At 58.5% G+C, this 21,560-nt stretch carries 31 protein-coding genes and 1 pseudogene; 5 read left to right on the top strand and 27 right to left on the bottom strand.

The annotated features are described in order from the left end of the window. The first annotated feature begins 748 nt into the window (after positions 1–748). Entirely contained in the window at positions 749–1,285 is a 537-nt protein-coding gene (locus GC090_RS22565; RefSeq protein WP_324022059.1) for a lytic transglycosylase domain-containing protein, read from the top strand. Positions 1,286–1,312: 27 nt separating this feature from the next. On the opposite strand, the gene GC090_RS22560 is transcribed toward GC090_RS22565, so the two are convergent. The 18 genes from GC090_RS22560 to GC090_RS22475 all read right to left on the bottom strand — a co-directional run bounded on the left by GC090_RS22560 (position 1,313) and on the right by GC090_RS22475 (position 13,358). Beyond that, positions 1,313–2,134, bottom strand: coding sequence for a DUF932 domain-containing protein (locus tag GC090_RS22560; protein ID WP_088900867.1), 822 nt, complete (start codon positions 2,132–2,134; stop codon positions 1,313–1,315). Positions 2,135–2,212: 78 nt separating this feature from the next. Beyond that, positions 2,213–2,572 (bottom strand): hypothetical protein, encoded by a 360-nt coding sequence (locus GC090_RS22555; protein ID WP_088900868.1) that lies wholly within the window; start codon positions 2,570–2,572, stop codon positions 2,213–2,215. Between the two features lie 726 nt (positions 2,573–3,298). Next, entirely contained in the window at positions 3,299–3,622 is a 324-nt protein-coding gene (locus GC090_RS22550; RefSeq protein WP_324022057.1) for a hypothetical protein, read from the bottom strand. Positions 3,623–3,678: 56 nt separating this feature from the next. After that, positions 3,679–4,242 (bottom strand): hypothetical protein, encoded by a 564-nt coding sequence (locus GC090_RS22545; protein WP_324022056.1) that lies wholly within the window; start codon positions 4,240–4,242, stop codon positions 3,679–3,681. Next, positions 4,239–4,388: a succinate dehydrogenase flavoprotein subunit gene (locus GC090_RS22540; protein ID WP_324022055.1), complete on the bottom strand. Its 150-nt coding sequence runs from the start codon at positions 4,386–4,388 to the stop codon at positions 4,239–4,241. Before GC090_RS22540 ends, GC090_RS22545 begins: the two co-directional genes overlap by 4 nt. Positions 4,389–4,479: 91 nt before the next feature. Beyond that, positions 4,480–4,776 (bottom strand): hypothetical protein, encoded by a 297-nt coding sequence (locus GC090_RS22535; RefSeq protein WP_324022053.1) that lies wholly within the window; start codon positions 4,774–4,776, stop codon positions 4,480–4,482. 57 nt (positions 4,777–4,833) lie between these two features. Then, the gene (locus GC090_RS22530) at positions 4,834–5,433 is read right to left on the bottom strand and encodes a hypothetical protein (protein WP_324022052.1); all 600 of its coding nucleotides are present in this window, start codon (positions 5,431–5,433) and stop codon (positions 4,834–4,836) included. A gap of 732 nt (positions 5,434–6,165) precedes the next feature. Beyond that, positions 6,166–6,555: a HigA family addiction module antitoxin gene (locus tag GC090_RS22525; RefSeq protein ID WP_072209206.1), complete on the bottom strand. Its 390-nt coding sequence runs from the start codon at positions 6,553–6,555 to the stop codon at positions 6,166–6,168. Further along, on the bottom strand, positions 6,489–6,770 hold the full coding sequence (locus GC090_RS22520) for a type II toxin-antitoxin system RelE/ParE family toxin (protein WP_019104686.1): 282 nt from the start codon (positions 6,768–6,770) through the stop codon (positions 6,489–6,491). Before GC090_RS22520 ends, GC090_RS22525 begins: the two co-directional genes overlap by 67 nt. 136 nt (positions 6,771–6,906) lie before the next feature. Next, positions 6,907–7,752, bottom strand: coding sequence for an N-6 DNA methylase (locus GC090_RS22515; protein ID WP_324022050.1), 846 nt, complete (start codon positions 7,750–7,752; stop codon positions 6,907–6,909). A gap of 47 nt (positions 7,753–7,799) precedes the next feature. After that, positions 7,800–7,946, bottom strand: a complete 147-nt coding sequence (locus GC090_RS22510; protein WP_019106772.1) for a hypothetical protein — start codon at positions 7,944–7,946, stop codon at positions 7,800–7,802. Between the two features lie 93 nt (positions 7,947–8,039). Beyond that, entirely contained in the window at positions 8,040–8,369 is a 330-nt protein-coding gene (locus GC090_RS22505; RefSeq protein WP_324022220.1) for a hypothetical protein, read from the bottom strand. Positions 8,370–8,504: 135 nt separating this feature from the next. Next, positions 8,505–8,900: a hypothetical protein gene (locus tag GC090_RS22500; RefSeq protein ID WP_324022048.1), complete on the bottom strand. Its 396-nt coding sequence runs from the start codon at positions 8,898–8,900 to the stop codon at positions 8,505–8,507. Positions 8,901–9,565: 665 nt separating this feature from the next. Then, positions 9,566–9,730, bottom strand: a complete 165-nt coding sequence (locus tag GC090_RS22495; RefSeq protein ID WP_324022046.1) for a hypothetical protein — start codon at positions 9,728–9,730, stop codon at positions 9,566–9,568. 69 nt (positions 9,731–9,799) lie between these two features. After that, positions 9,800–10,528 carry a plasmid SOS inhibition protein A gene (locus GC090_RS22490; protein ID WP_324022044.1) on the bottom strand — a complete coding sequence of 243 codons (729 nt, stop codon included), beginning with the start codon at positions 10,526–10,528 and terminating at the stop codon, positions 9,800–9,802. Then, positions 10,525–10,962: a conjugation system SOS inhibitor PsiB gene (psiB, locus tag GC090_RS22485; RefSeq protein WP_324022042.1), complete on the bottom strand. Its 438-nt coding sequence runs from the start codon at positions 10,960–10,962 to the stop codon at positions 10,525–10,527. The genes GC090_RS22490 and psiB overlap by 4 nt, the downstream gene beginning before the upstream one ends. A gap of 38 nt (positions 10,963–11,000) precedes the next feature. Next, a complete protein-coding gene (locus GC090_RS22480; RefSeq protein WP_324022040.1) occupies positions 11,001–13,052 on the bottom strand; it encodes a ParB/RepB/Spo0J family partition protein in 2,052 nt (683 codons plus the stop codon). Positions 13,053–13,124: 72 nt separating this feature from the next. Next, positions 13,125–13,358 (bottom strand): DUF905 domain-containing protein, encoded by a 234-nt coding sequence (locus GC090_RS22475; protein ID WP_324022038.1) that lies wholly within the window; start codon positions 13,356–13,358, stop codon positions 13,125–13,127. 253 nt (positions 13,359–13,611) lie between these two features. On the opposite strand from GC090_RS22475, the pseudogene GC090_RS23335 reads away from it, so the two are divergent. Then, positions 13,612–13,776: pseudogene (locus GC090_RS23335) on the top strand (hypothetical protein); the annotation flags it as partial. A gap of 382 nt (positions 13,777–14,158) precedes the next feature. On the opposite strand, the gene GC090_RS22470 reads toward GC090_RS23335, so the two are convergent. The 7 genes from GC090_RS22470 to GC090_RS22440 form a co-directional block, all read right to left on the bottom strand. After that, positions 14,159–14,347 (bottom strand): hypothetical protein, encoded by a 189-nt coding sequence (locus GC090_RS22470; protein ID WP_324022036.1) that lies wholly within the window; start codon positions 14,345–14,347, stop codon positions 14,159–14,161. Positions 14,348–14,356: 9 nt separating this feature from the next. Beyond that, positions 14,357–14,740: a DUF1380 family protein gene (locus GC090_RS22465; protein WP_324022034.1), complete on the bottom strand. Its 384-nt coding sequence runs from the start codon at positions 14,738–14,740 to the stop codon at positions 14,357–14,359. A 43-nt stretch (positions 14,741–14,783) separates the two neighbouring features. Next, complete coding sequence (locus GC090_RS22460) at positions 14,784–15,230, bottom strand: antirestriction protein (protein ID WP_324022032.1); 447 nt, start codon at positions 15,228–15,230, stop codon at positions 14,784–14,786. Between the two features lie 460 nt (positions 15,231–15,690). Continuing rightward, positions 15,691–15,921: a YubE family protein gene (locus GC090_RS22455; RefSeq protein WP_324022030.1), complete on the bottom strand. Its 231-nt coding sequence runs from the start codon at positions 15,919–15,921 to the stop codon at positions 15,691–15,693. 35 nt (positions 15,922–15,956) lie between these two features. Beyond that, on the bottom strand, positions 15,957–16,601 hold the full coding sequence (locus GC090_RS22450; RefSeq protein WP_324022028.1) for a DNA methyltransferase: 645 nt from the start codon (positions 16,599–16,601) through the stop codon (positions 15,957–15,959). A 326-nt stretch (positions 16,602–16,927) separates the two neighbouring features. Then, entirely contained in the window at positions 16,928–17,266 is a 339-nt protein-coding gene (locus GC090_RS22445) for a hypothetical protein (protein ID WP_205954683.1), read from the bottom strand. Continuing rightward, on the bottom strand, positions 17,263–17,469 hold the full coding sequence (locus tag GC090_RS22440) for a hypothetical protein (protein WP_205954727.1): 207 nt from the start codon (positions 17,467–17,469) through the stop codon (positions 17,263–17,265). The genes GC090_RS22445 and GC090_RS22440 overlap by 4 nt, the downstream gene beginning before the upstream one ends. Before the next feature lie 689 nt (positions 17,470–18,158). Here GC090_RS22440 and GC090_RS22435 point away from each other — a divergent pair. Continuing rightward, a complete protein-coding gene (locus GC090_RS22435; RefSeq protein ID WP_324022026.1) occupies positions 18,159–18,341 on the top strand; it encodes a hypothetical protein in 183 nt (60 codons plus the stop codon). Between the two features lie 338 nt (positions 18,342–18,679). On the opposite strand, the gene GC090_RS22430 is transcribed toward GC090_RS22435, so the two are convergent. Beyond that, positions 18,680–18,910 (bottom strand): XRE family transcriptional regulator, encoded by a 231-nt coding sequence (locus GC090_RS22430; RefSeq protein ID WP_324022025.1) that lies wholly within the window; start codon positions 18,908–18,910, stop codon positions 18,680–18,682. Positions 18,911–19,335: 425 nt separating this feature from the next. Here GC090_RS22430 and umuD point away from each other — a divergent pair, with 425 nt between their 5' ends. Together umuD and umuC are read left to right on the top strand one after the other, a co-directional pair. Further along, the gene (gene umuD, locus GC090_RS22425; RefSeq protein WP_324022023.1) at positions 19,336–19,785 is read left to right on the top strand and encodes a translesion error-prone DNA polymerase V autoproteolytic subunit; all 450 of its coding nucleotides are present in this window, start codon (positions 19,336–19,338) and stop codon (positions 19,783–19,785) included. Between the two features lie 8 nt (positions 19,786–19,793). After that, positions 19,794–21,068, top strand: coding sequence for a translesion error-prone DNA polymerase V subunit UmuC (gene umuC, locus GC090_RS22420; protein ID WP_324022218.1), 1,275 nt, complete (start codon positions 19,794–19,796; stop codon positions 21,066–21,068). 54 nt (positions 21,069–21,122) lie between these two features. Here umuC and GC090_RS22415 read toward each other — a convergent pair whose 3' ends face one another. After that, positions 21,123–21,365: a hypothetical protein gene (locus GC090_RS22415; protein WP_324022021.1), complete on the bottom strand. Its 243-nt coding sequence runs from the start codon at positions 21,363–21,365 to the stop codon at positions 21,123–21,125. Positions 21,366–21,560: the final 195 nt, after the last annotated feature.

Here is a 21,560-nt window from a genome sequence, read left to right as displayed (position 1 = left end):
CTGCGTTGTAAAATTAAATTTATAAAAAACCTTTATGTTTATTGCATTGATATCATTCAGCGGCATCGAAAATTATCTTTCAGTTTCTTCGTGTGTGTCAATCAGGCACTGTGTAATAATTTTTATTGGCCTCCGGAATGTGTGTCAATCCGGCACTTAAGAGCATGCTTTAAGTATATAACCAACTGAAGAGGCTTGAAAATACATAAAATCATGAAATTTTATGTGTGTTGTTCCGGCACTATATAGCCTTTTTATGTGTGTCAGTCAGGCACCACATGTGTATAATCTAGCCATAACCTACTGAATTTAAATATTAAACACAATTAACACACAATGCAGTGCCTGTTACAGTGCCTTATTAACACACAAAGCGGCACTTAATAAGCACACTATTCAGCACTGTAATAACACACCATCAGGCACTAATTTGTGTGTGTATTAGCACACATTTTCCGATATACATTCAAAAAAACATTTAAATTAGAACATAACATCATGTTTTTAAAAAACAAAACGGCAAGATGAAATCTTGCGTGGGGTGTGATGATAGTAAAACTGTAAAAGCGGTTTGTGAAATAACCGCCTTATCTTAAATTTAAATAAACCCCACACCGGTTTCGAAACTCATCCGCAAGCGCACAGTGCGCGTCTGTAACGAATTATCTTGCGCGGGATGATCTGAAAGGGTATTTTTTGACAGGTAAATCACAGCGCATTATGCGCGCGCATATGAGACTTATTAAATATGAAGTGGTTAACCGCCGCCGTCTTTTTTACCGCGTTAAGCGTCCAGGCTCAGCCTGATATGTGTTTCACTAAAGCCGGGCATGATTTCGGTATTGATCCGCGTTTACTCATGGCACATTCCATTCAGGAGTCGCATATGCGTAATAACGCTATAAACAGCAAAAGCGCGCGAAAAAGCACTGACGTATGCAACATGCAAATCAACAGTTCAAACTTCAATGCTTTAAAGAAATTCAATATTACGCGGGAACGTTTACTGGCCGATCCGTGTATTTGCATTTATACCGGCGCATGGATCGAGGCGAGCAATTTCAAAAAGTATGGCAGGACGTGGGACACGGTCGGCATGTATAACACCGGACCGAATCCGAAACTGATCAAACAGCGCAGGGAATATGCGGCGATAATAAAAAGCATCTATCGCGTTCTGGTGGCAAGGGATGAAGTGTACGCGAGGATGAATAAGGGCGCGTCGCCTGAAACATCGCCCCCCTTAACGCTCAGCAGAAATGATACTGGCACCGCCAAAAAGTAAGCCCCGGCGAACCGGGGTTTATTTTTTTCAGCTTTTCAGCTTCGCGAATTCCTCCGCCATCTTCCACAGCGCCTGATTTAGTTTTATGTCGCCGTCGATGCCGTTAACGGGGCGCGTGGTGGTACGCTTCCCTTTTTCAGTGCGTCCCGGCAGGCCACCTTTTACCAGATTCTCCTGCACGATATTAAAGGATGTCCACAGGTCGGTGCCTTTGTCATGCCAGCGGCGGGGGTGAATAATATTTTCGGCGGTCACCGGCGGTGCCTTGTCTTCATATTTGTATTCCAGCGCCAGCTGGCCCAGCAGCAGCCTTTCCGCCTTATCCAGCTGAATCCTCTTCATCATGCCGATATTATTTTCGACTTTTTCAAACACATCGAGAACCGAATACGCGCCTTCGATCACCTGACTGACAATATCGCCTTTGTGAGGCACGCTGATTTCGCCGAACGTTTTCCAGCAGACCAGCCCGTTGGTGCAGACTTCGCGAAAAATACCGGGGATCATTTTATAACTGCTGGAACCGTCATGACTGTTAACCAGAACAATTTCAGGCACCTCTTTGCCGCTGCCGTTATTTCCGCGACGCAGGCGGATCATGTGTTTGGTAAAATCCCGGCGGTTCTGGTCGCGCACGCGGGACTGTTTTGCATAGAAAGGTTCGAACCCTTCGGAGCGGAGTTTGTCGAGCAGGGTAATCGTCGGAATATACGTATAACGGTCTGAACGCGACTCATGTTTTTCAACGGAAAACGCGCTCGGGACGTATCGCATCAGCTCATCATTGGTGAGCGGGCGGTTTTCGCGAATGGATGTTTTCCGGGCATAACGGCTTGCAAAACTGACCATGATAATAACCTCTCTGCGTGAGTTAATTTATTTTGAGATTCACAGCCGGGTTTTCACCCGGCATCAGATATCACGTTCTCAGCGCGGCGCTGATTTATTCCCCGCGTTTTCCAGGGACCAGGCGATCATTTTTCGGGTCTGCGCGTAATTGATCGCCGTGTAGCCCAGGTCGAATTCGTAAAGGGCGTATGGCCAGCCCTCCCAGACATAAATTTTGCGTGGCTCACCGTCTTCGGACGGGTCGGTGATTTCGTCAAACAGCGCCAGTTCCTGCCAGGTCACCCCGCCCGGCCCGCAGAAGGTGCCGTTGTCGATGATGAAATCGCTGAGATCCTGAAACTGTGCCGCCGTGAGTCCGGTGTTGACTTTTGTCCCTTCAACCCGTGTTTCGGTAGATTCAGAAGCGGCGGTTTTGACGTTGATGTTGTGGGGGTTCATGCTGATTCTCCTCTCTCGGTTGCTGTTAACCCTGTTTCGGTGAGTTCATCGCGGCGAAGGGCAAAGTGGCACCGGCCGGCGACCGGAACACAGGCGTCCCGGAAGCCGCAGCGCAAGCGAGCCGGTTTTCCGGCGAGTGCGAACGGGTGAGGAACGGCGTAAGCGAACCTGTGTGGGAGGGAGAAGGACTGTGCGACTGTCAGCCCTCCGCGGTGGACCACCGGAACAGAACAGCCGCACGGGATGAAATGAGCATGAACACCTCCGGCACGGCGGAACGGCGTGACGGCCTTACAGGGCGCGACCGCGCCCGGTGAACGCATCGGCGACAGCCGGTTGCAGCCCTTGATCTCAGCCATCAGACCTTAGCCGGGAGGCCCGAAACGCGGCCCTTTGCGGTTCGGCGGAGACAGGCGGCAGCTTTATCGCCGCCTGTCGGAGTGGGGCTGACGACTGCCCGCCAGGGCAGGAGCCGAAGGGGGCCATGTTCCGGCTGTGGCTTCTGAAAAGGCGAAAATGGTTAATCAGGCAGAGGAAGCTGGCCATAAACTCACCCGGCCATACCCGTTCTGGCATGAATACCGGCCAGAATGGTCACATTACATAGCAGAGTGGTCACGCTGCCCCGCAAAGTCACAACACGCGGAGGGAGGGAGCCGGTGCGTCAGCACCGGGTTTTGCCCGGCCCGGAGGGCCTGCAGGGTCTGCGCCCTGCACGGCACCGAATCAGCCTGCGGCTTCAACCCTTAAATGCTCACCGGCGCGGATAAGCAGCTCGCAGAACGGCAGATCTTTAGCGCTGCACAGGTGCATAAGATTTGCCAGCAGATCGGTAATGGCCGTTTCTGCCAGGTCATTTTTACTGTCCAGCCCCGTGCAACGGGCGAAGGTGACGACTGCCGCCGCAGCGCTACAGGCCACGTCGGTTATTTCCCACGGAACCGGATGCAGCGCGTAATCCGCCAGGTCATCGAGGTCGGCTATTTTCAGTGATTCCGGGCGCATAACAACGGGGGACGCCATCCCGTCCGGTCGGGTGTTATTCAGCATGGTAGACTCCTGTTACATTCACAACAGCGGGGCCGGATGCCTCCGGCCCGCGCTTATCAGAGGATGATTGTGCGGCTGTAAGTTGCCCTGAAATTACCCGTATCGCCTTCATTAAGCGGCTTTAACGTCAGCAGTTTTTCAGCCAGACCGTTCATGACGAGAATACGCTCAACAGCCTCAGACCAGCTTTCGTGCTCTCCCACCGGAAACCACAGGTTATCGTTATGCCCACTGAGGAGAGGGTGATTGCAGAAATGTACCCCCCTGCCCTTCACCTCGCTGCACGTCACGGTGACTGTACCGCACACCTCGCTCTTAGGCGCTTTGCGGGCGAGCTGCTCGACAATGTCATTCCAGCACCAGTCTTCCTCTTCCGGCACAGCCAGATCGATACAGTGCAAAAACGCATCCGCAGCCCGTGCGGACAGTTTTGCGATCTCACTGACTGGCGGGTCTTTAAGGGCTGCATCAGCGCACTCAATGAAATGGCCATTGATGTAAAAGGCCTCGTCACCGTTATCCAGACGTATCAGACAGTACGGTCCCAGAACACGCGTGATGTCTTCCTGCGTCACGGGTCGCAGGTCGGCGGCGTTTACCACCTGATTTTTCTGGTTCATGCGCTGGCCCTCATCATCTGCCTGACGCAGCCGATAAAAACGGGCCACAGTCTGAACGGCATGGCCGGTACGTGTGCGGACTGGCCGTTGCGCAGTGCGTTTACAAACAGCGCCGCCTGTGCGACGATTTGCGTGTCAAAATTCATCTTTACTTCCCCGTTTAGATTTTTTTGATGTGGCGGGTAGCTCCAACTACCCACCGTGAAGAAAGCAGGGGCAACCCTGCTTTTTTTGCGCCTAAAACTCCATGCCCTCCATGATTTCGGTTTCATCCAGGCGCGTGGACGGATGCTGATATTCCCGCAGCGCTTCAGCCACATGCGGGTGATTCAGCCAGAAAGCATGAACGCTGCTTACATCGAGCATGTCGGCCTCCTGCCTTAGCTGGCGGGCCGTCGCATGGCTGTCCCAGCTGGCCTCGTAAGCGGCCTGCTCACGCAGTGCCTTTTTCTTTGCCGCAATACGTTCAAATGCAGCCGGATCGGTTTCCGGTGCGGCCCACTCCAGCGTGCGGGCGTTGCCGCGCAGCACCACGCGGCGTGCAGTGTCGGTAATGGTGGCGATGTGCGGTTCAAAACCGTACCCACCGTGTTACTCCTGCTTCCAGTCTCCGCTCAGGCTTGCCTTTACCAGCAGCTCCATCGCCTCCGGGAGAGAGTCCGCACGGCCCAGGGAGACTTCCGCGTCACACCAGTACGTTCCGGGATAGAAATCGTCGTCGGGAAACTCCATGCGACCGCTGACGGTAAGGCCAAACGGACGCGCCGCCTCGATAAATGACTGACGCAGCGCTTCGCGCTGAAGCGGGGCATTTTCCTGAAGCCACGACAGACCTGGCAGGTCAGGCACGTCCACCCATTCCCACTCTTCTGGTGGCACAGTTTCAGTGATCAGCGACCGGACGGACGTCGCCAGCTCGTACGCAACCGGGGTGGCGATGTCGCCTTCATCAAGCATCGTCGTGATGCGTTCTGCCGCGTACCGGACATCAGATAACAGGTCATCAAGGTGATCCGGCCCCAACACATCCAGCGCAGCCAGGGCGCGGTACATCATCAGATTGCCTTCCAGTTGCGCCAGGGTGAGCAGGCGGTTTGTACGCACGGGCAGTTGCCCGTCGAAGTTTTGTTTCACCCGTGTTTCGGTAGATTCAGAAGCGGCGGTTTTGATGTTGACGTTGTGGGTGTTCATGCTGGTTCTCCTCTCTCGGTTGCTGTTATCCCTGTTTCGGTGAGTTCATCGCGGCGAAGGGCAAAGTGGCACCGGCCGCCGACCGGAACACAGGCGTCCCGGAAGCCGCAGCGCAAGCGAGCCGGTTTTCCGGCGAGTGCGAACGGGTGAGGAACGGCGTAAGCGAACCTGTGTGGGAGGGAGAAGGACTGTGCGACTGTCAGCCCTCCGCGGTGGACCACCGGAACAGAACAGCCGCACGGGGTGAAATGAGCATGAACACCTCCGGCACGGCGGAACGGCGTGACGGCCTTACAGGGCGCGCCCGCGCCCGGTGAACGCACCGGCGAAGCCGGTTGCAGCCGTTGACGTTGACCTCAGCCATCAGACACTAGCCGTCAGGCACGAACCGCGGCCCTCTGCGGTTCGGCGGAGCTTAGCGGCTGTGCCGCTTAGCGGAGTGTGGCTCGACGACTGCCCGCCAGGGCAGGAGCCGAAGGGGGCCATGTCCCGGCTGTTGCTGTTGCCGTTGCTGTTGCTGTTGCTGTTGCTGTTAAGTCAGTAAAGGCAGCAACCACATACTGGCCAGCCCAACCGGCACCGGCATAAAGACAACAGGGGAATAACGGATACCGGCAGAAGGCTGAACAGAGCGCGGCGGGGGGAGGCGCGGTGCGTCAGCACCGCCTCTGCCCTGCCCCGCAGGGGCGCGGGGGTGATGCGGCGGTGCAGGCGGCGTTCCGGTCAGGCGTCTTATGCGTCCTTACCGGTCTGCGCGTCTTCTGAGAAGGGGGCCAGGCCAGGGCGCAGCATGACGCCCGACACATCAGTATTTTCCCGCGCTTTGTGCAGGTCGAAAGCGGCCTGCATCGCCAGCCAGAGACGCGCGGCAATGCCTAACCCCGCCTCCAGCCGTACCGCCATTTCGGGGCTGACGGCCGCCTTGCCGGACGCCACCTTGCTCAGCGCCGCCGGAGAGACGCCCAGGTCTTTCGCCATTTTACGCAGGCTCACGTTATTGTCTTCCAGGTACTCCGTAATGAAGCCACCAGGATGCGGGGGATTGTGCATCGCCATCAGTGATAGTCCTCCAGGTTGAGAATGTAAGCGTTGCCGTCGGTAAACTCGAAGGTGATGCGCCAGTTGGCCCGCACCGTAATGGCATACAGGTTTTTGCGATCACCTTTGAGCGGATGGAAACGAAAACCGGGATAGCGGCTGAACTCATCCGTCGAACCGGCCTCATCGATGGCCAGCAGGCGCAGCCGGATACGTTCAGCATCCTTTGCCTGAACGCCGCTCGTGTCGCCTTTTTCATAGAGCTTCTGCAACCCTTTGTGCTTCCAGCTTTTGATCATGCTCCATCCCCTTGTTTCCCGTCACGAAACATTATACCAGAGCGTTTCGCATAAGGAAACACTTTACCCGCACTTTCCCGCCCACTGACGGGCGACTGTGAACGGCCGCCCGCAGGAGGCGGCCCGACTGCGACGGCTACGGGCCCGTGTTTACCGGCCCGTCAGACAGGGAGCGCATGAAATCCATCATCGCGTTAATTCTGCGCTGCGCTTTCAGCCGCTCCTCAAACCCGTTGATGTAATACACCGGCGTGTAACGCACGCGGCTGAACTGCATTGTCAGCGTGTTGCCGGTGATGACTTCGGCGGGAATGCCCAGCAATGAAAGCTGAATAAACGCCATGTCCGCCGCCACCGGATCAATGTCGATGCAGTTTACAAACATCTGCTCTGAGGGATTCAGCCCCGTCTCAAGCATACATTCGGCCACCGCAACCACCATGTCGCCCGCGCCGCAGGTCGGCTCTGACAGCGTAAACAGCCCTTCACGCTTCAAGGCTTCCTCCACGCCAGGCATGAGCATGCGCGCCATCAGCGACTGTACGGAGTACGGCGTAAAATACTGCCCCTGCCTGCCGTCGCCCAGCTCCAGCTCCATGAAAATGGCCCCCAGAAAGTCATGAAACTTCGCTTCCAGGGCGCTCACCATCAGGCTGAAAAGCCGGTGAAGATCCTGAATGTCCTCCGGCCTGTAGCGCCCGCAGATTTTGCGGCAGCGCTCCATGCTTTCCGGTGCGCGGATCGTGGCAAGGTCGAGTTCACTGGCCGCAAGCGTAATGAAGTCGCTGAACACGTCCCAGCGACGCAGGTGCCGGGCCGTGTGCCTGAACACGCTGACGAACTGTTTACGCGCCGTCTCAGTGCTCATCATGCGGTGCGCGGGGGACAGATCGCAGGCGGGGGCTGACGGGGTCATGACAACCGGCGCGGGGGCGGGATCTTCAGCCTGGTTAAAAAAATCGGCAAAATCTAACTGTGACATAAACCACTCCTTAAACGGCCACCCCGCAGGGGGCGGCCGGATTTACATCACGCGAGGCCGAGGCCCGCGTTGACCAGGGCAATAAAGAACGGCCACTGCCTCACCTGCATAGCCGGAACGCGGGCACGTTTCCCGTTACGGCGGGCATTTACAAACGCCTGCGCGTGTGACACGATTTGCGGGTCAAATTGCATGGTTTTACCTCCATACTGGTTTTACGATGCCGGATGCAAACTTTTGCGGGGGTCACATCCGGCGTGGACAGAGCAGGCTCAGGCCTGCTTTTTTCATTTCTGACTCAGGTCAAAGGCCTCCTTAACGCGCGTCATGATCTGCGCGTGGCTGAGGTGGGAATAATCCCGCAGCCGGAAGTAACGCGCGCCGGTACGGGCGTAAATGTCGGTCACCTGCCCGCAGTAAAAGTCGGCCAGCATGAACGTTTCACACTCCCCGTCTTCACTGCATGACCAGTTCAGCGGATACGCCACGCCCAGCGCGTCGTGAAAGCGGTGAACGTCAATTTCCGCAGGCGCTTTCAGCGCGGCTTTTTCGCGGCCCTGCCAGTAAAGCCGCTCCTCTTCGGCGGTATCGCGCCCGCCGTCATACACTGAGGCGATAAACGCCGCCTCGCGGGGATTGCGGCATGTCAGCCGGTCGGCATCAAGGCCGGTCAGGACGTCACGGATAATCAGGTTCATAAAGTTCTCCCTGTCAGTGGTTGAGGGTTACGCCGCCTGCGCGGCGCATAAAAATCACCAGATGTTGTCGCGCCAGAAGTAAAAGCCCGCGTCCAGTTCCGTACGCAGGTAGTTCAGGGCATACGCCCATGCGCCCTGTCCGATATCACCGAACTGCGCCAGGGCAACGTCACGCGCCGCAAGCCACGCCCTGACCAGCGGAAACGGCAGACGTGGGCGACTGGCTGACCAGTCCGGCACGGCATCGCGCAGGGCTTCCGCGAGGCTTAACAGCGAACCGAGCAGCAGTTCCGCACGTTCGCCCTCTTCCATGCCGTCCTCTGCCAGATGGCCCAGAAATGCCAGCGTCTGCGCGACACCGGACGGAAGGCCGTTGACTTTTGGCCGTAAAACCCGTGTTTCGGTAGATTCAGAAGCGGCGGTTTTGACGTTGACGTTGTGGGTGTTCATGCTGGTTCTCCTCTCTCGGTTGCTGTTATCCCTGTTTCGGTGAGTTCATCGCGGCGAAGGGCAAAGTGGCACCGGCCGCCGACCGGAACACAGGCGTCCCGGAAGCCGCAGCGCAAGCGAGCCGGTTTTCCGGCGAGTGCGAACGGGTGAGGAACGGCGTAAGCGAACCTGTGTGGGAGGGAGAAGGACTGTGCGACTGTCAGCCCTCCGCGGTGGACCACCGGAACAGAACAGCCGCACGGGGTGAAATGAGCATGAACACCTCCGGCACGGCGGAACGGCGTGACGGCCTTACAGGGCGCGGCCGCGCCCGGTGAACGCACCGGCGAAGCCGGTTGCAGCCCTTGACCTCAGCCATCAGACCTTAGCCGGGAGGCCCGAAACGCGGCCCTTTGCGGTTCGGCGGAGACGGGCGGCAGCTTTTCCGCCGCCGGTCGGAGTGAGGCTGACGACTGCCCGACAGGGCAGGAGCCGAAGGGGGCCATGGTTCACAGGGGTTTGCTCTGAGATGAGCCTGAGAGAAAAAGGAAGGCGAACTCGGAGAAGATGAACACCGGAAAGAAGAACACCGGGAAAAAGAACACAGACAGGAACAGGCCGGAAAAACCCGCCTTAACACAGCCACTGAAAACCCCCGCCCGGCTGAGCGGGGTCAGCAGTCAGCTTCAGCGCATCATCCTGAGCAGTCTGATAAAGCGTACAGCCTTCATGCCTGCGCGTGCCGCGACATACAGGCTGCACACGATCATGACGGCCATCAGTGACAGCACCAGCGGATTATTCACCCCCGTCATCACCTCATGCATGTTTACTGCCTGGACTAAATCCATTATCACCCTCTCAGTATGATGTTAACCCGCACAGATCAGCGTTCATGTCATTCTGCGCCTGTCTGCGTTTTACGGCAACAGCCTGCCCTGCGTGAGCCTGTTCGGCACCATCAAGCGCTCCAGCGCCCGTACCGCTTCGCCCGCCTCCGCTGACAGGAAACCGGCCTCGGCGGTGAGCCGCCACAACGGCTCACCGTCAAAGTACAGCCGGACAAAACCGGCCATCGAGGGAAAGCGATCGGCCCAGCGGTAAAACTGGCTGATCAGTTCGCTCTCGCTGACCGCTGTGTCTGACCACTTTGAGGCCCAGCTGGCGACCGTGGCAGGCGTCTGGAAGGCGAGTTCGATTTCAGCCTGCGCCGTCAGCGCCTGAACCGCCCGCGCCTTCAGCGCCTCCCTGCGGCGAAACTGTCGGCTGTATTTTTCGGCGCACATCTCTGCCTTTCTGTGCCGCCGCTCGCCGCACTGAAAGATGACTTCCGGAAAGAGCAGGCGGGCCGCGTCCGACGGCAGCGGGTGGGTGGCGCAGCCCCCGCTTTCGATGAGCCAGTCAACGGCCTGCAGCCACTCACGTCTGCGGCCGCGTAACGCTTCCGCGCGCAGAACCGGATCGAAGAAGCGCAGTTCACGCAGGGTGATGCGCCTGCTGCCCTTCAGGAAGCGGAAGAACGCCTGCGCATAAGGGAAGTCAGCGCGAAGCGTCTGACGTTCGCGCCTGCGCTCCACGTAATCAACAGCCTGAAGCATCGCGCGCCGCGCCTCGCAGAGCGGCACCAGTGAACGGTTGCCGGGGATCATACGTCGCCCTCCTGTACCAGGTAATCAGCCAGGCCGCTGACGCTGTACTCCATCAGACAGGCCTGCGCCGCTGCGGCGATCAGGGCGCTGATGCGCGCAGGATCGAACGGCGTCAGCCGGAGGACGTCGCGCACGCAGCCGCCATCCGCCGAGGCAATCAGGACAAGCCACTCCCCGGCGACTTCGCCGGGACTGCACACGCACAGGCAGAATGCCTCACCGGGCGGCGCAAAGCGCAACTGCACCGGGAACAGGCCGCCGAATTCGGCCCGGTATTCGCCGTTGACCGTCCAGCCCGCCGGGACGGTCAGCAGCGAAAGCACGGCGCTGGTCAGCACATGCCTTTCGCCCTCGCCCCGCGCACGCCACTCTTCAAACTCACAGGGATGCATTGACGCCAGCATACTGAGATTGTTCATTACGGTATTTTTCATGATGGTCTCCCTGCGGCCCCGAAGGGCCGCGCTCCCTGTCAGGCCGCGTGAGCGGAACCGGTGTTGTCACTGTCGCTGTCAGCCTCGCTGGCAGCGGCGTCGTCAGTGGCCTTTTCCGGCTCCGGCCCCTTCATCCAGGCAGGCACCCAGCGCGTGTCGCGCATTCTGTTTTCAGCCAGTTCTGCGGCGTCGCCCTTCTTCATTTTCTGTGCATCCCGCGCCGCGCCCGTGAGTCCGGCCTCGTTCAGGGCATCGATAATCTGGGTGTGTTTCAGGTCAGCGAAGAATCCGGCTTTTGTCGGCTGCCACCAGTCGCGCAGGTTGAAGCCCAGCGCGGCTTCAAGCTCGATAAGCTGGCTGCGCAAGGTGTGGCCACATTCGCGGGTCTGGACGCCGTCCACCGAGCAGGCGACACAGAAGGTCATGAGGGCCATGAGCGTTTCGCCGTTCAGGGTAAAAAATGTGGTGAAATCCCTGGCCCATTCCTGCGGCAGAAGGGCTTTCAGCCGCTGACGCTCCTCAGTAAGTGCCAGAAAGGCGGCCCCGTTTTCGCCGGAAGGCGCATTGCCCGTCAGGGTGGAATGTGACTCGGTCAGGCTGATCCGGAACGGTCTGCTTGGGGTATAACCGCCAGAAAACACGCTCCTGCAGAGTTGCCAGGTCAGCAGGGCAATGGCTTTTTTCTGCTGCTGCATCAGCGCGGCCTGCACGGCAAGGGTGCGCTCAGAGGACATTTTCGTGAGCAGCGGCAGGCTGATCCCCCCGGCCTCATCGGGCGGTGACTGATATTCAAAGCGGCTGGCACCGGATGTCTGCGCGTCGTTTTCCTGCGGCTCCGTTCCGCTGCTTTCTTCCGTTTCCACCGTCTCGATATCCGACAGACGGATCACGCCGCGCTGTACAGAGAGTTCGCCAATGCCGTTAAAGCCGACCACCACGCCCGTTACGGCGCGGGTTTCAGGTGTCCATGCGCGGATCTGCGCGGCCAGATCAATGGCTTCGATTTCATCCCTTGCCGCGAGGTAACCGTCATCATCGTCGCTACTGGCACAGTCATCGGCCTTTTCGTACAGGGCATTAATACGTGATTCTTCGTCATCGATATACACAGGCTCCGGCTCGTCCGTCAGGCGGTATTCCAGACCATCCCCGTGCGGCCACAGTGATCTCATCCGGCCCATGCTCCACTTCCATCCCTCCTGTTCCTGGATTTCCTGCGCCATTGCCTCCAGCTTCTGCACGGTCAGTTTTTCCAGCAGCACGATGTCTGCCGTTCCTTCGCCGTCCTGCTGGCTGAACAGGTCTTCACGTACCACGCCGCCTGCGTTCTCGTAGGCCTCACGGCCCACGAACAGGAAACGGCGGTCGGTGACGGAAATTTCTTTGTCGGTGATCTGCTGTTTCAGCATAAAGAGGGGCAGGTCAGGCCTGCCCGATTTCACCGACTCGTAGACGCTCACCTGACGTTCCTGATCGTCTTCCAGGCAGAGCACCTGACACTGTTCAACGGTCAGTTTGTCGTCTGCCAGCAGCTTAAGGAGTGACGGGGCGAGGTTCGCGAGTTTGAGCATGCGCTGAACGTGGCGGGTGCTGTAACCCGCCTCTGCACCGATCTGTTCGGCGGTTTTCCCCTGCGCCGCCTGCGTACCGAAGCTGGCTATCTGCTCTGCCGCATGCATGTCGCTGCGCTGGGCGTTTTCGATATAAGAAACGAGCGCCGCCATGTCTTCAGACACGCGCTTGAACGCCACCGGATGATCGGGCGTCAGAACCTGCTGTGACAGCAGCAGATTCAGGGCGGTGAGGCGTCTGCCGCCTGCGGCCACCGCCAGTTGCCCGTCAGGCAGCGCGTGGGCGACCAGATTCTGCAACAGGCCGACCGACTTAATGGTGGCCGCCAGGCTCTCCACGCTCTCAGCGGAATACGGGATGGTGCGCGCATTAAGCGGCGACATCACAAAGGCCGACAGGGGTGCGTGTTCAAGTGGTGCAGCGTCCAGCGCTGCCTTTACCGTCGCCTGTTCATCAGCGGTTACCTTTTTGGCTCTGGTGCTTTTAGGCGTTTTTGCTTTAACATCTGTTACTGACATCTTTGGAACCTCATTCGTTTAATGACTGTCACGCCCTGCGGAGTATCAGATCCGCAGGGCACCTTTCACTGCTTACTGCGCCTTACGGATGCCGTACTCACCGATATAACGGTTGAGCCAGTAACCCGCCTTTGCCTCAAAATTCCATGCGCGCCAGGCCACCTGACCGTCTTTGCGAACGACCAGGCGAAAGTGCGTACCCTGATCGTCCTCGATGGCGACGTTGGTGTACTGCGCTGCGACTGCATTCGCTTCCTCACGGGTAAAGATGTCGTCCGGTAAGCGCACCACTGCTGACTGTTCCACTGAAATCCCCTCTTTTTTTTGCCCTTAAAAACCGTCACCCGTTGAGTTGCCGGGGCCGCGGTCTTGACGTTTTGCGGGGAACTGCTGCTTTCTCCCCAGGTTGTATCCTTCACCCGTTTGAGAGCCGTTCGCCGCAATGGGCGTAACGGGCACGGGCCGGTGCAGCTGTCCGGGCGCGAGCGGAAAAATTTTTGGCCAGACAAAAAATTTTCCGGCGAGAGGCTTCAGCCGTCCCTGGACAGCCAGGCGGTTTGTGCTTGTCTCAGCCCCGGCGAAAGGACTCAGACGGGCGAACACAACCCCTGCGGAAAGCGGGAACCCGCCGCAACGACGTGACGCGCGGGCGCGAAACGGCGTTGCCCCTTACATCCCGCCGTGTGTACTGGCGGGATGCACTGAGCGCCGGAGACGGCGCGACTGAGCGGCGCAGCCGGCGCGACTGAGCGGCGCAGCCGGAACGGCTGCTGCAGGCGAAAGGTGTTGCGTCAGGATGGAAACCCGCTGCCCCGGAACGGGGCCGGGCAGAGACGGCGCGCCGGCTCTGTGCGGAGCATGACAGCCGACAGGACGCCCGGTGAGACAGCATTTTTTTCGTGTCCCACGGGCAAAACCCGCTAAGGCGCCCGCGCATCACGACAGAAAACACTGAAAAAATGGCGGCAAACGCCTCGCTGAAGAATGCTGTTATCAGAAGCGGTGCGGTGGCCGCGCCGTCAGGCGCGCGCCCTGCCGCTCCGCCGCCGCAGGCGCGGGGTTTTAGGCGGGCTGACAGGCGGCCGTAACCGCCTGAACGTTTCTGATTATCCCCTGCTGTCCTGCTTAATGAAGCGGCCGCCGATGTAGACGGCACACTGGCAGGTCATGAAATGGCAGATTTCATCCACGACTTCTTCCGTTCTGAGTTCTCTCAGTCCACTGCTGCGGCGGTGCTCGTTAATCAGCGCCCTGTACTGGCGAAGAATGTCGCGGGTTTGCGGTGACAGTTTCATTTTTTCTCCTTACCTGTTCAGAGCCACTCTTGCCCGGGCGACTGCCTGCAAAATCGGGTCGGGGTCGTCCTCTCCTCCGGTCTGGACTAAGCGCCCTGCGGCCTCGGTCAGCGTCTGAAGGCTTCTGGCGTCAAGGCTGACTTCGCGTACCTGATGCATCGCCCGAATGTTACTGAGATGCTCCCATACGCTCTGTCTGTTGATACCGTGCGCAATGTAGTTCTCATCCTGTGCGATGCGTCTGAGCACCTCGACAGCCTCCTGTTCGGTAATGCCCATGTCTTCGCTACAGACTTCCACATCTTCAACTGTCCACACCAGAACGGTCAGGGCGCACCCCGGGATATAGTTTTCCAGCAGCCAGGCGCAGACTTCATTTACGGTGCCATGCATGTTTTTTTCTCCTGTAGGGGGCGGCCCGCCGCCCCGTGGGTTATCAGTCAAGGGCGCAGAAAATCGCGGCGGCTTCGGGATGGATTTGTGCAAATGCGGTCAGCTGGCGGTAGCGACGGCAGAAATGCGCGCACATTTCTTCGTCGTCGTGGCGGTCGTAGAGCCAGCTGCGGTGATTCAGTACCAGCGCCGTGATGATGATCCCCGCCGCGTCCGAACTGATTTCAAGGTCGGTCCAGACGTGGGGGCTGGAAAACTGCCAGCGTTCTTCTCCGGCGGGCTTCATGTAGCCGCCGCCGTGGGGCACGCCTGGCACCCGTACAAAGTCCCACACCGCCCCGTCATAGTTGGCCAGATAGCGGTCGGCGTAGAGGTACACGTTGTTTTCGGCCCGTATGAAATCGTGGCCAAAGAGCGCAGGCAGAAAATGCAGCCTTTCAGAATCGGCCAGCACGGACGCTGGCGGGTAAACCTGGAATTGTGTGTTCATCAGACATCTCCGCAGTCAGAGGGAATTACCGTTACGGCCTGTGCCGTGCCTGAATGACAGCCCGACGAAAAGCGGAGTGATCAGGAGCGACGACGAGGCCGCAGCGCAAGCGAGCGGAGACGTGATTACGCACGGCGCTGACGCGAAAACTGAGCGGAAGCGCGACGGAAGTAAGCGCGGCGGAGGGAGTGCGAACGGGGGAGGAGTCGAGCGCAGCGATCTCTTGATCACGCAGCGGTCGGGCTAGAGTGAAGGCACGGCACCGGCCGCAGACCGCACGGACCGGGTTTTCGGCCCTGTCCCGCCGACAGGCGGAGCAAAGCGGCGCGCAGCAACCTCCTTATTCCCGGTTGTCCACAGCACGGTGAATAAACCGGCCGGAACCCTGTGGATAAAAGCACAGCGGCGGCAGTATCCGCGAAGTAGAAAGGAGTGGTCACTAAATGACCACTCCGGCATCTTAATTCATGTGGCTGCGCATCAGGGCGGCGCGCCGGTAAAGCTCAAGGAGCTGCAAATCCATGTCCTCAATCAGGACGCCCGCCATTTTCTGCGCCGGCGAGGCGCCGCGGTACAGGTTGCGCTTTATCATGTCCCGCAGCCGCAGGTGAAACTCGTAAAGCGATTCCTCCAGGTCGTTCACGTCTTCGGTGAGCTGTGTCAGTTCTGCATTCAGGGTCTGGTCTGTCATGGTGCTGTCCTTCTGGTCTGGTTAAGAAAAATCAATCAGGCGGCCCGGGCGGCGCGCAGTTCGCCGATGCGCTTAAGACCGGCTGCGTGGTACTGCTCCAGCAGTTCGATCCCAATCCAGCGCCGGCCGCACTGGTCCGCGGCGACGCAGGTCGAACCGCTTCCCGCGAAAGGGTCCAGAACCAGGTCGCCGGGCTTCGTGAAGGACTCGATAAGCGGCCGCAGCACACTCACCGGCTTTTCGGTCGGGTGGTGGCGGTTGCCCGTGTACTGCCAGGGAATGACGTCGGGCAGCGGGTTCGCCGGCAGCGGCGGACGGCCCTTGGCCAGCACGTAGGCGTTTTCGTGCTGATACCCGACAAAGGCCGATTTCGAGGCGTAGGATTTGGTGAAAACGAGGTGTCCGACGACGCGGAAGCCCGCCGCCTTCCAGGCCTGCATGAAAACGTCAATGCGGTTCCAGCCGTAGAAACTCACCGCCAGGCTGTTGTTTTTCAGCACCCGGAACATCTGCCGGCTCGCCGGCAGCACCCACTCGTCGTTGACGTCGCCCGCAATCGAACGGCCGGACCGGTCCTTAAAGCCGACAAGGTACGGCGGGTCGGTCAGGATGAAATCAATGCACGCATCCGGAAAGCCGGACATTACCTGTACGCTGTCGCCACGCATGAATCGGGACATAACTTTGCTCCTCACGGTCAGAGGGCACCCCTGTGGTGCCGTGACCGCCACACAGCCGGGCGACCGGCTGAGCAGACAAGGGCGGGCGCGAAGCCGCACGCGCCGCCGGAGCGGACTGAATGTGCCGCGCACGGCGGGGAACGGGTGAGCAGCCCGGCGAAGCTTCGCTTGTCTGAGAAGCAGCCCGGCTACCGTGAGGGCACGGCACGTTGCCGTCGCCGGTTTCCGGCCAGCGGACGGGAAGCGGCAATAAAGCGGAGCGGAGCGACTTACTTATGGCTTTCTGAAGGCGATGCCGCCGGTCGGGGCGGCATCGGGGTGAAAGGTCAGGGCCGGTAATCTTCCCACCGGCAGTCGCTGCGGTCACAGATGACGGGCGCATCCGGCGTCCCGCTCACCCCCCACTCATCGAGGAACCGCAGGCCGGTCAGGGTGTCGGCCTCCCGTTCATCAAGCAGGACGATGCTTTTGAGCCAGACGCTGCCCCGATCAAACTGCCAGTAACAGCCCTGCGAGCAGACGGGCCGCTCCGGTGGCCACCAGTTTTCACCCATCCGCTCGCACGCCGCCTCCGCCAGCCGGAAGTCGCTTCCCCTGAGCAGCATGTGATACTCGTGCGAGGTGCTGCCCACCTCTTCCTGCCAGCTGACAAGCCAGGTATTCATACGTCACCACCCTGTTTCATTTCGCCGATGGCCCATTCCAGATGCCGCCAGTTGAACCCCTGCCCTTCTGCCCGCGCGTAGAGAGGACGCACCTCTCCCTCCATACGCGCCCGCACCTTACTCACGTTCTCCGCCAGGCCGGTCACACGCAGCCTGTTTGCACACCAGTTCGGCATGATTTGCTCCTCAGTCAGTGGTTGCACGGCCTCACCTGCGCCGTGCCGCCACAGCAGCCGGGCGAAAAGCGGAGCAGTCAGGGGCGGACGCGCAAGCCGCATGCGCCGCCGGAGCGGACTGAATGTCCCGCGCGCGGCGGGGAACGGGTGAGCGAGCGAGCGCCAGCGGCACTTGACTGCGCAGCGGCCCGGCTAACGTGAAGGCACGGTGCAGGCCCTGAAAAAAGAGAAAGAGAGAGAAATGCGTCAGAGGGAAACGGTGAAGTCCGGCGTCAGGCGAAGCCGCCACGCCGGTGAAAAGCGGAGCGCGGCGACGGCCTTCAGACTTCAGACGAAAAGAAGCCGCCAGACGGTGGTCTGCTTTGAGCTGAAACAGCGGGGGGCAATCCGGGACCGCAAAGCGGTGACGGCAGCGGGGTCGTTAAGCCTCCGGTGAGACTGGCTTTGATGCAGAGGACGTCTGAAGGCTGCCAGTGACGTCACGCTTATGTCACGTCCGGCATGGTAATATTCTGATGCTACACACACTATCAATGATGAACTGCGCGCCTCAGCGCACTTACCCGGCCTGACTCCACCTGTGGCCGGGTTCTTTTTTTGCACCCTCGCGCCCGTCAGACTCTGCCCCGCTGGAGTTCAGGCGTGGTCAGCGCCAGCGGCAGCACCTTCTGCCTGTCTTGTCTCAGTCCGGTTCTGGCCAGTACTGGCTGCTGCCGGTGAGTCACGTACTGCAGGCCCTGCTTTCACTCGCGGTGCTCTCCGGACTGACGTTCATCCTGAAAGAGAAGCACATCATTCCGGGAGTCGTCCCCGGGGGCGTGGCTTTTGCCATTTTTCTGCCGCACTTCATCCTGAGCGCAATATTTGCCGTGCGCTTTTCGTCAGTGATTTTTTTCTGAATACCGGCAGGTCTTCATCTGAGATGAGATAAAAAAACCGCCCGGTACCGGGCGGCTGAACAATCAGGCATTCATAAGGTTGCTTAACTTGCGGAATCCTCAGCCTGGCCGTACCGGAGCATGCCTGCAAGCGTAAGCGGTAACCTTTTTGCTTAAACGGGTGAAACTCTCTCCTGTCCGGGCGCTGATTATGCTGAGGATTCACGCCCGGTCACACACGGAATTGTTTTGCTTACAACAATACTGCTGAACGCGACTAGGCTTGCTGCTGCACACAGACGTGTCAGTCTGAAGATGGTATTTTTTTGATTTACTTAGCCCGGCACGCCGGGCCCTTTTTATCTGTGATGACTGAGCTTTCTCCGCTCAGACATGGCCTGCCGGACCAGCCAGAATCCGGGTGAGTAAAACGCACGACCCAGCTTTTCCGTCACGACCAGTATGTCGCGCAGAATAAGGCTGACCTCACTCTCCCGCAGACCGGAACGCCGGCAGAGCCCGTCCGTGTTCATGCCGTATTCGGCCAGCAGAGACGCCAGAAAACGGCCCACTGAATCCTGCTCTTCCATCTGGCTTTCCTTCAGCCGTAAATTTCACCTGAGCATAAAATAAGCACCCCGCCCGTTCAACGTTTACACAGTCCGGTAATTCTGCCCTTAAAACGTGAGGTGGCCACGCTCGCCGCAGAACATGGCTGAGGCGTACCGCAGCGCAGCGAGGAACGAACAGCCGTGTCGAGGAAGCGTCATTTCACTTATGTCAGCAACGACTGCTTACGCGCGCTCCTGACTGAAACTGCCTGACAAAAAAATAATTAGTCTGCTCAGTAAGATAGGCATCCCTTTAACAGAGTACCGTTTCGTTCCTCTTGCCATGCGTCTCCGGCTCAATAATACTGTTTTTATATACAGTGTTATTTAGGGAGGAAATTAACCATGCCAGATTCATTCACTGCCGCACCCGCTTCAGGCCATGCAGTCCGGAGAGCGGTACCATGAAAGCGACATCTTCTCAGGGCGGACTGACGATATTCAGGCCTGCCGATATCCGTCCCGTCATGCGTATCCCGCTGTTTGTTGAGCGCTGCGCCGCCGGGTTTCCCTCCCCTGCAACCGATTATGTCGAGTCCGAGCTGGATCTGAACGAGCTCTGCATCACCCACCGGGCCGCCACGTTTTTTGTGCGCGCCAGCGGCAGCAGCATGGAAGACCTGGGCCTGTACGACGGCGACGTGATGGTCGTCGACCGCGCGAAAACAGCCACGCACGGTGACATTGTCATCGCAGAGGTCGGCGGGGAGTTCACCGTCAAACGCCTGCAGCTGCACCCACAGATTGCCCTGCGACCGATGAACCCGGCCTATCCGGTGATATACCCGGAGGAGCTGCACCTGCTGGGCGTGGTCACCTGGTTTTTCCACAATACCGAGGCGCGCCGGAGGTAACCATGCCGATGTTTGGTCTGGCTGACGTCAACAGCTTTTATGCGTCCTGTGAGGCCCTGTTCAGGCCTGATTTGCGGGGAAAACCCGTTGTGGTCCTTTCGAACAACGATGGCTGCGTCATTGCCCGTAGCAAAGCTGCCCGCGCCCTGGGCATAAAAATGGGGGTGCCGTGGTTTCAGTTAAAAGCGCTGGATTTCCCTGAAAAGGTTCACATTTTCAGTTCTAACTATGCGTTGTACCATTCATTATCAGTCAGGATCATGTCAACGCTTGAGGAAATGGTCCCCCGCGCAGAACAGTACTCAATTGATGAATGTTTCCTCGACCTGACCGGCATTGATGGTTGCGAAGACTTTGAGCACTTTGGGCACCGGCTGCGTGCCCACGTTCTGGCCAGAACCGGACTGACAATTGGCGCCGGCATCGGCCCGACCAAAACGCTGGCCAAATCAGCCCAGTGGGCATCAAAAGAGTGGCCCCAGTTTAAGGGCGTGCTGGCACTCACACCCGGAAACCCGAAGCGGACCGAAGCGCTGCTGATACGCCAGCCCGTCGAGGAAATCTGGGGCGTTGGCAGGCGTATCGGCAAGAAACTGAACCAGCTCGGCATCACAAACGCGCTCGAGCTGGCGCGCACGCACCCCGCCTTCATCCGTAAGAACTTTTCGGTGGTGCTGGAAAGGACGGTGCGCGAGCTGAACGGCGAGGCGTGTATTCCCCTTGAGGAGATGCCGCCGGCAAAACAGCAGATTGTCTGCAGCCGCAGCTTCGGTTCTCGCATCACCACGAAAGTGGCCATGCAGCAGGCACTTTGCCAGTACGCCACGCGCGCCGCGGAGAAGCTGCGGGGCGAACGCCAGTACTGCCGGCACATCAGCGTGTTTGTCCGGACCTCGCCCCATGCGGTCGGCGAGACGTTCTACGGCAACACGGCCGGGGAAAAACTTACCCTGCCCACCCAGGACACGCGGGACATCATCGGCGTGGCCATGCGCGCGCTGGACCGAATCTGGCTGGATGGCCACCGGTACATGAAGGCCGGCGTCATGCTTGATGACTTCACGCCTCACGGCGTCAGCCAGCTCAACCTGTTTGACGACAACCGGCCCCGGGCGAACAGCGCGCAGCTGATGCAGGTACTGGACGGCATCAACCAGTCAGGCCTCGGAAGGGTATGGTTTGCGGGTCAGGGAATTGATACGGAGTGGAAGATGAAGCGGGACATGCTGTCACCGGCGTGGACTACTCGCTGGAGCGATATACCCGTCGCTAAAGTTACTTGATGAATACTACAACTACGGGTATCAGAAACACCGGATTCAGCACATATGAGCGGGTCAGGGTTTTTGTTTGTTTTTCTTCCACGTTTCGCTGGCGAGAAAAGCGGAGCGTGTCCCGACGGCTGCCCACAGCAGTTGCAGAACCACAGATACGATGACGCCGGGATGTTCCCAGAACAACAGCGGAACGATAAACAGCATACTGATGAGAAAGCCCCACTCCCCTGCATTTTTCCTGTCTTTGCCGGTGAGTGTTTTTAAACCCATGAATCCTGAGATCAGCAATAAAATTCTATTCATAAGGTCCTCAACGTGATTCAGTTCAGATTAACATCACCTTCAATCAGTCATTCATCACTGCTGTCTACAATCAAATAAATATTAAATTAATATTAAAAAAACCTTTTTTAGTATCAAAATGATTGCAAAACAGGTCTTGACTGATGCACAGGCTACATACAGAGGCGAACCCTTAATTGGATAATTGGTGGCAAC

The organism is Pantoea sp. JZ29 (genome assembly GCF_035190385.1).
In the GTDB taxonomy this organism is placed as follows: domain Bacteria; phylum Pseudomonadota; class Gammaproteobacteria; order Enterobacterales; family Enterobacteriaceae; genus Pantoea; species Pantoea stewartii.
This window is presented reverse-complemented; position numbering and strand designations above follow the sequence as displayed.

Excerpts from the sequence above, each read along its gene's own strand:
- umuD (WP_324022023.1), top strand. The coding sequence starts at position 19,336 with ATGAAAGCGACATCTTCTCAGGGCGGACTGACGATATTCAGGCCTGCC.
- GC090_RS22465 (WP_324022034.1), bottom strand. The coding sequence starts at position 14,740 with ATGCATGGCACCGTAAATGAAGTCTGCGCCTGGCTGCTGGAAAACTAT.
- GC090_RS22470 (WP_324022036.1), bottom strand. The coding sequence starts at position 14,347 with ATGAAACTGTCACCGCAAACCCGCGACATTCTTCGCCAGTACAGGGCG.
- GC090_RS22415 (WP_324022021.1), bottom strand. The coding sequence starts at position 21,365 with ATGAATAGAATTTTATTGCTGATCTCAGGATTCATGGGTTTAAAAACA.
- GC090_RS22550 (WP_324022057.1), bottom strand. The coding sequence starts at position 3,622 with ATGCTGAATAACACCCGACCGGACGGGATGGCGTCCCCCGTTGTTATG.
- GC090_RS22540 (WP_324022055.1), bottom strand. The coding sequence starts at position 4,388 with ATGAATTTTGACACGCAAATCGTCGCACAGGCGGCGCTGTTTGTAAAC.
- GC090_RS22460 (WP_324022032.1), bottom strand. The coding sequence starts at position 15,230 with ATGAACACACAATTCCAGGTTTACCCGCCAGCGTCCGTGCTGGCCGAT.
- umuC (WP_324022218.1), top strand. The coding sequence starts at position 19,794 with ATGTTTGGTCTGGCTGACGTCAACAGCTTTTATGCGTCCTGTGAGGCC.
- GC090_RS22480 (WP_324022040.1), bottom strand. The coding sequence starts at position 13,052 with ATGTCAGTAACAGATGTTAAAGCAAAAACGCCTAAAAGCACCAGAGCC.
- GC090_RS22495 (WP_324022046.1), bottom strand. The coding sequence starts at position 9,730 with ATGGATTTAGTCCAGGCAGTAAACATGCATGAGGTGATGACGGGGGTG.
- GC090_RS22565 (WP_324022059.1), top strand. The coding sequence starts at position 749 with ATGAAGTGGTTAACCGCCGCCGTCTTTTTTACCGCGTTAAGCGTCCAG.
- GC090_RS22520 (WP_019104686.1), bottom strand. The coding sequence starts at position 6,770 with ATGATCAAAAGCTGGAAGCACAAAGGGTTGCAGAAGCTCTATGAAAAA.
- GC090_RS22510 (WP_019106772.1), bottom strand. The coding sequence starts at position 7,946 with ATGCAATTTGACCCGCAAATCGTGTCACACGCGCAGGCGTTTGTAAAT.
- GC090_RS22445 (WP_205954683.1), bottom strand. The coding sequence starts at position 17,266 with ATGAATACCTGGCTTGTCAGCTGGCAGGAAGAGGTGGGCAGCACCTCG.
- psiB (WP_324022042.1), bottom strand. The coding sequence starts at position 10,962 with ATGAAAAATACCGTAATGAACAATCTCAGTATGCTGGCGTCAATGCAT.
- GC090_RS22555 (WP_088900868.1), bottom strand. The coding sequence starts at position 2,572 with ATGAACCCCCACAACATCAACGTCAAAACCGCCGCTTCTGAATCTACC.
- GC090_RS22450 (WP_324022028.1), bottom strand. The coding sequence starts at position 16,601 with ATGTCCCGATTCATGCGTGGCGACAGCGTACAGGTAATGTCCGGCTTT.
- GC090_RS22430 (WP_324022025.1), bottom strand. The coding sequence starts at position 18,910 with ATGGAAGAGCAGGATTCAGTGGGCCGTTTTCTGGCGTCTCTGCTGGCC.
- GC090_RS22545 (WP_324022056.1), bottom strand. The coding sequence starts at position 4,242 with ATGAACCAGAAAAATCAGGTGGTAAACGCCGCCGACCTGCGACCCGTG.
- GC090_RS22490 (WP_324022044.1), bottom strand. The coding sequence starts at position 10,528 with ATGATCCCCGGCAACCGTTCACTGGTGCCGCTCTGCGAGGCGCGGCGC.
- GC090_RS22455 (WP_324022030.1), bottom strand. The coding sequence starts at position 15,921 with ATGACAGACCAGACCCTGAATGCAGAACTGACACAGCTCACCGAAGAC.
- GC090_RS22500 (WP_324022048.1), bottom strand. The coding sequence starts at position 8,900 with ATGAACACCCACAACGTCAACGTCAAAACCGCCGCTTCTGAATCTACC.
- GC090_RS22560 (WP_088900867.1), bottom strand. The coding sequence starts at position 2,134 with ATGGTCAGTTTTGCAAGCCGTTATGCCCGGAAAACATCCATTCGCGAA.
- GC090_RS22530 (WP_324022052.1), bottom strand. The coding sequence starts at position 5,433 with ATGAACACCCACAACGTCAACATCAAAACCGCCGCTTCTGAATCTACC.
- GC090_RS22515 (WP_324022050.1), bottom strand. The coding sequence starts at position 7,752 with ATGTCACAGTTAGATTTTGCCGATTTTTTTAACCAGGCTGAAGATCCC.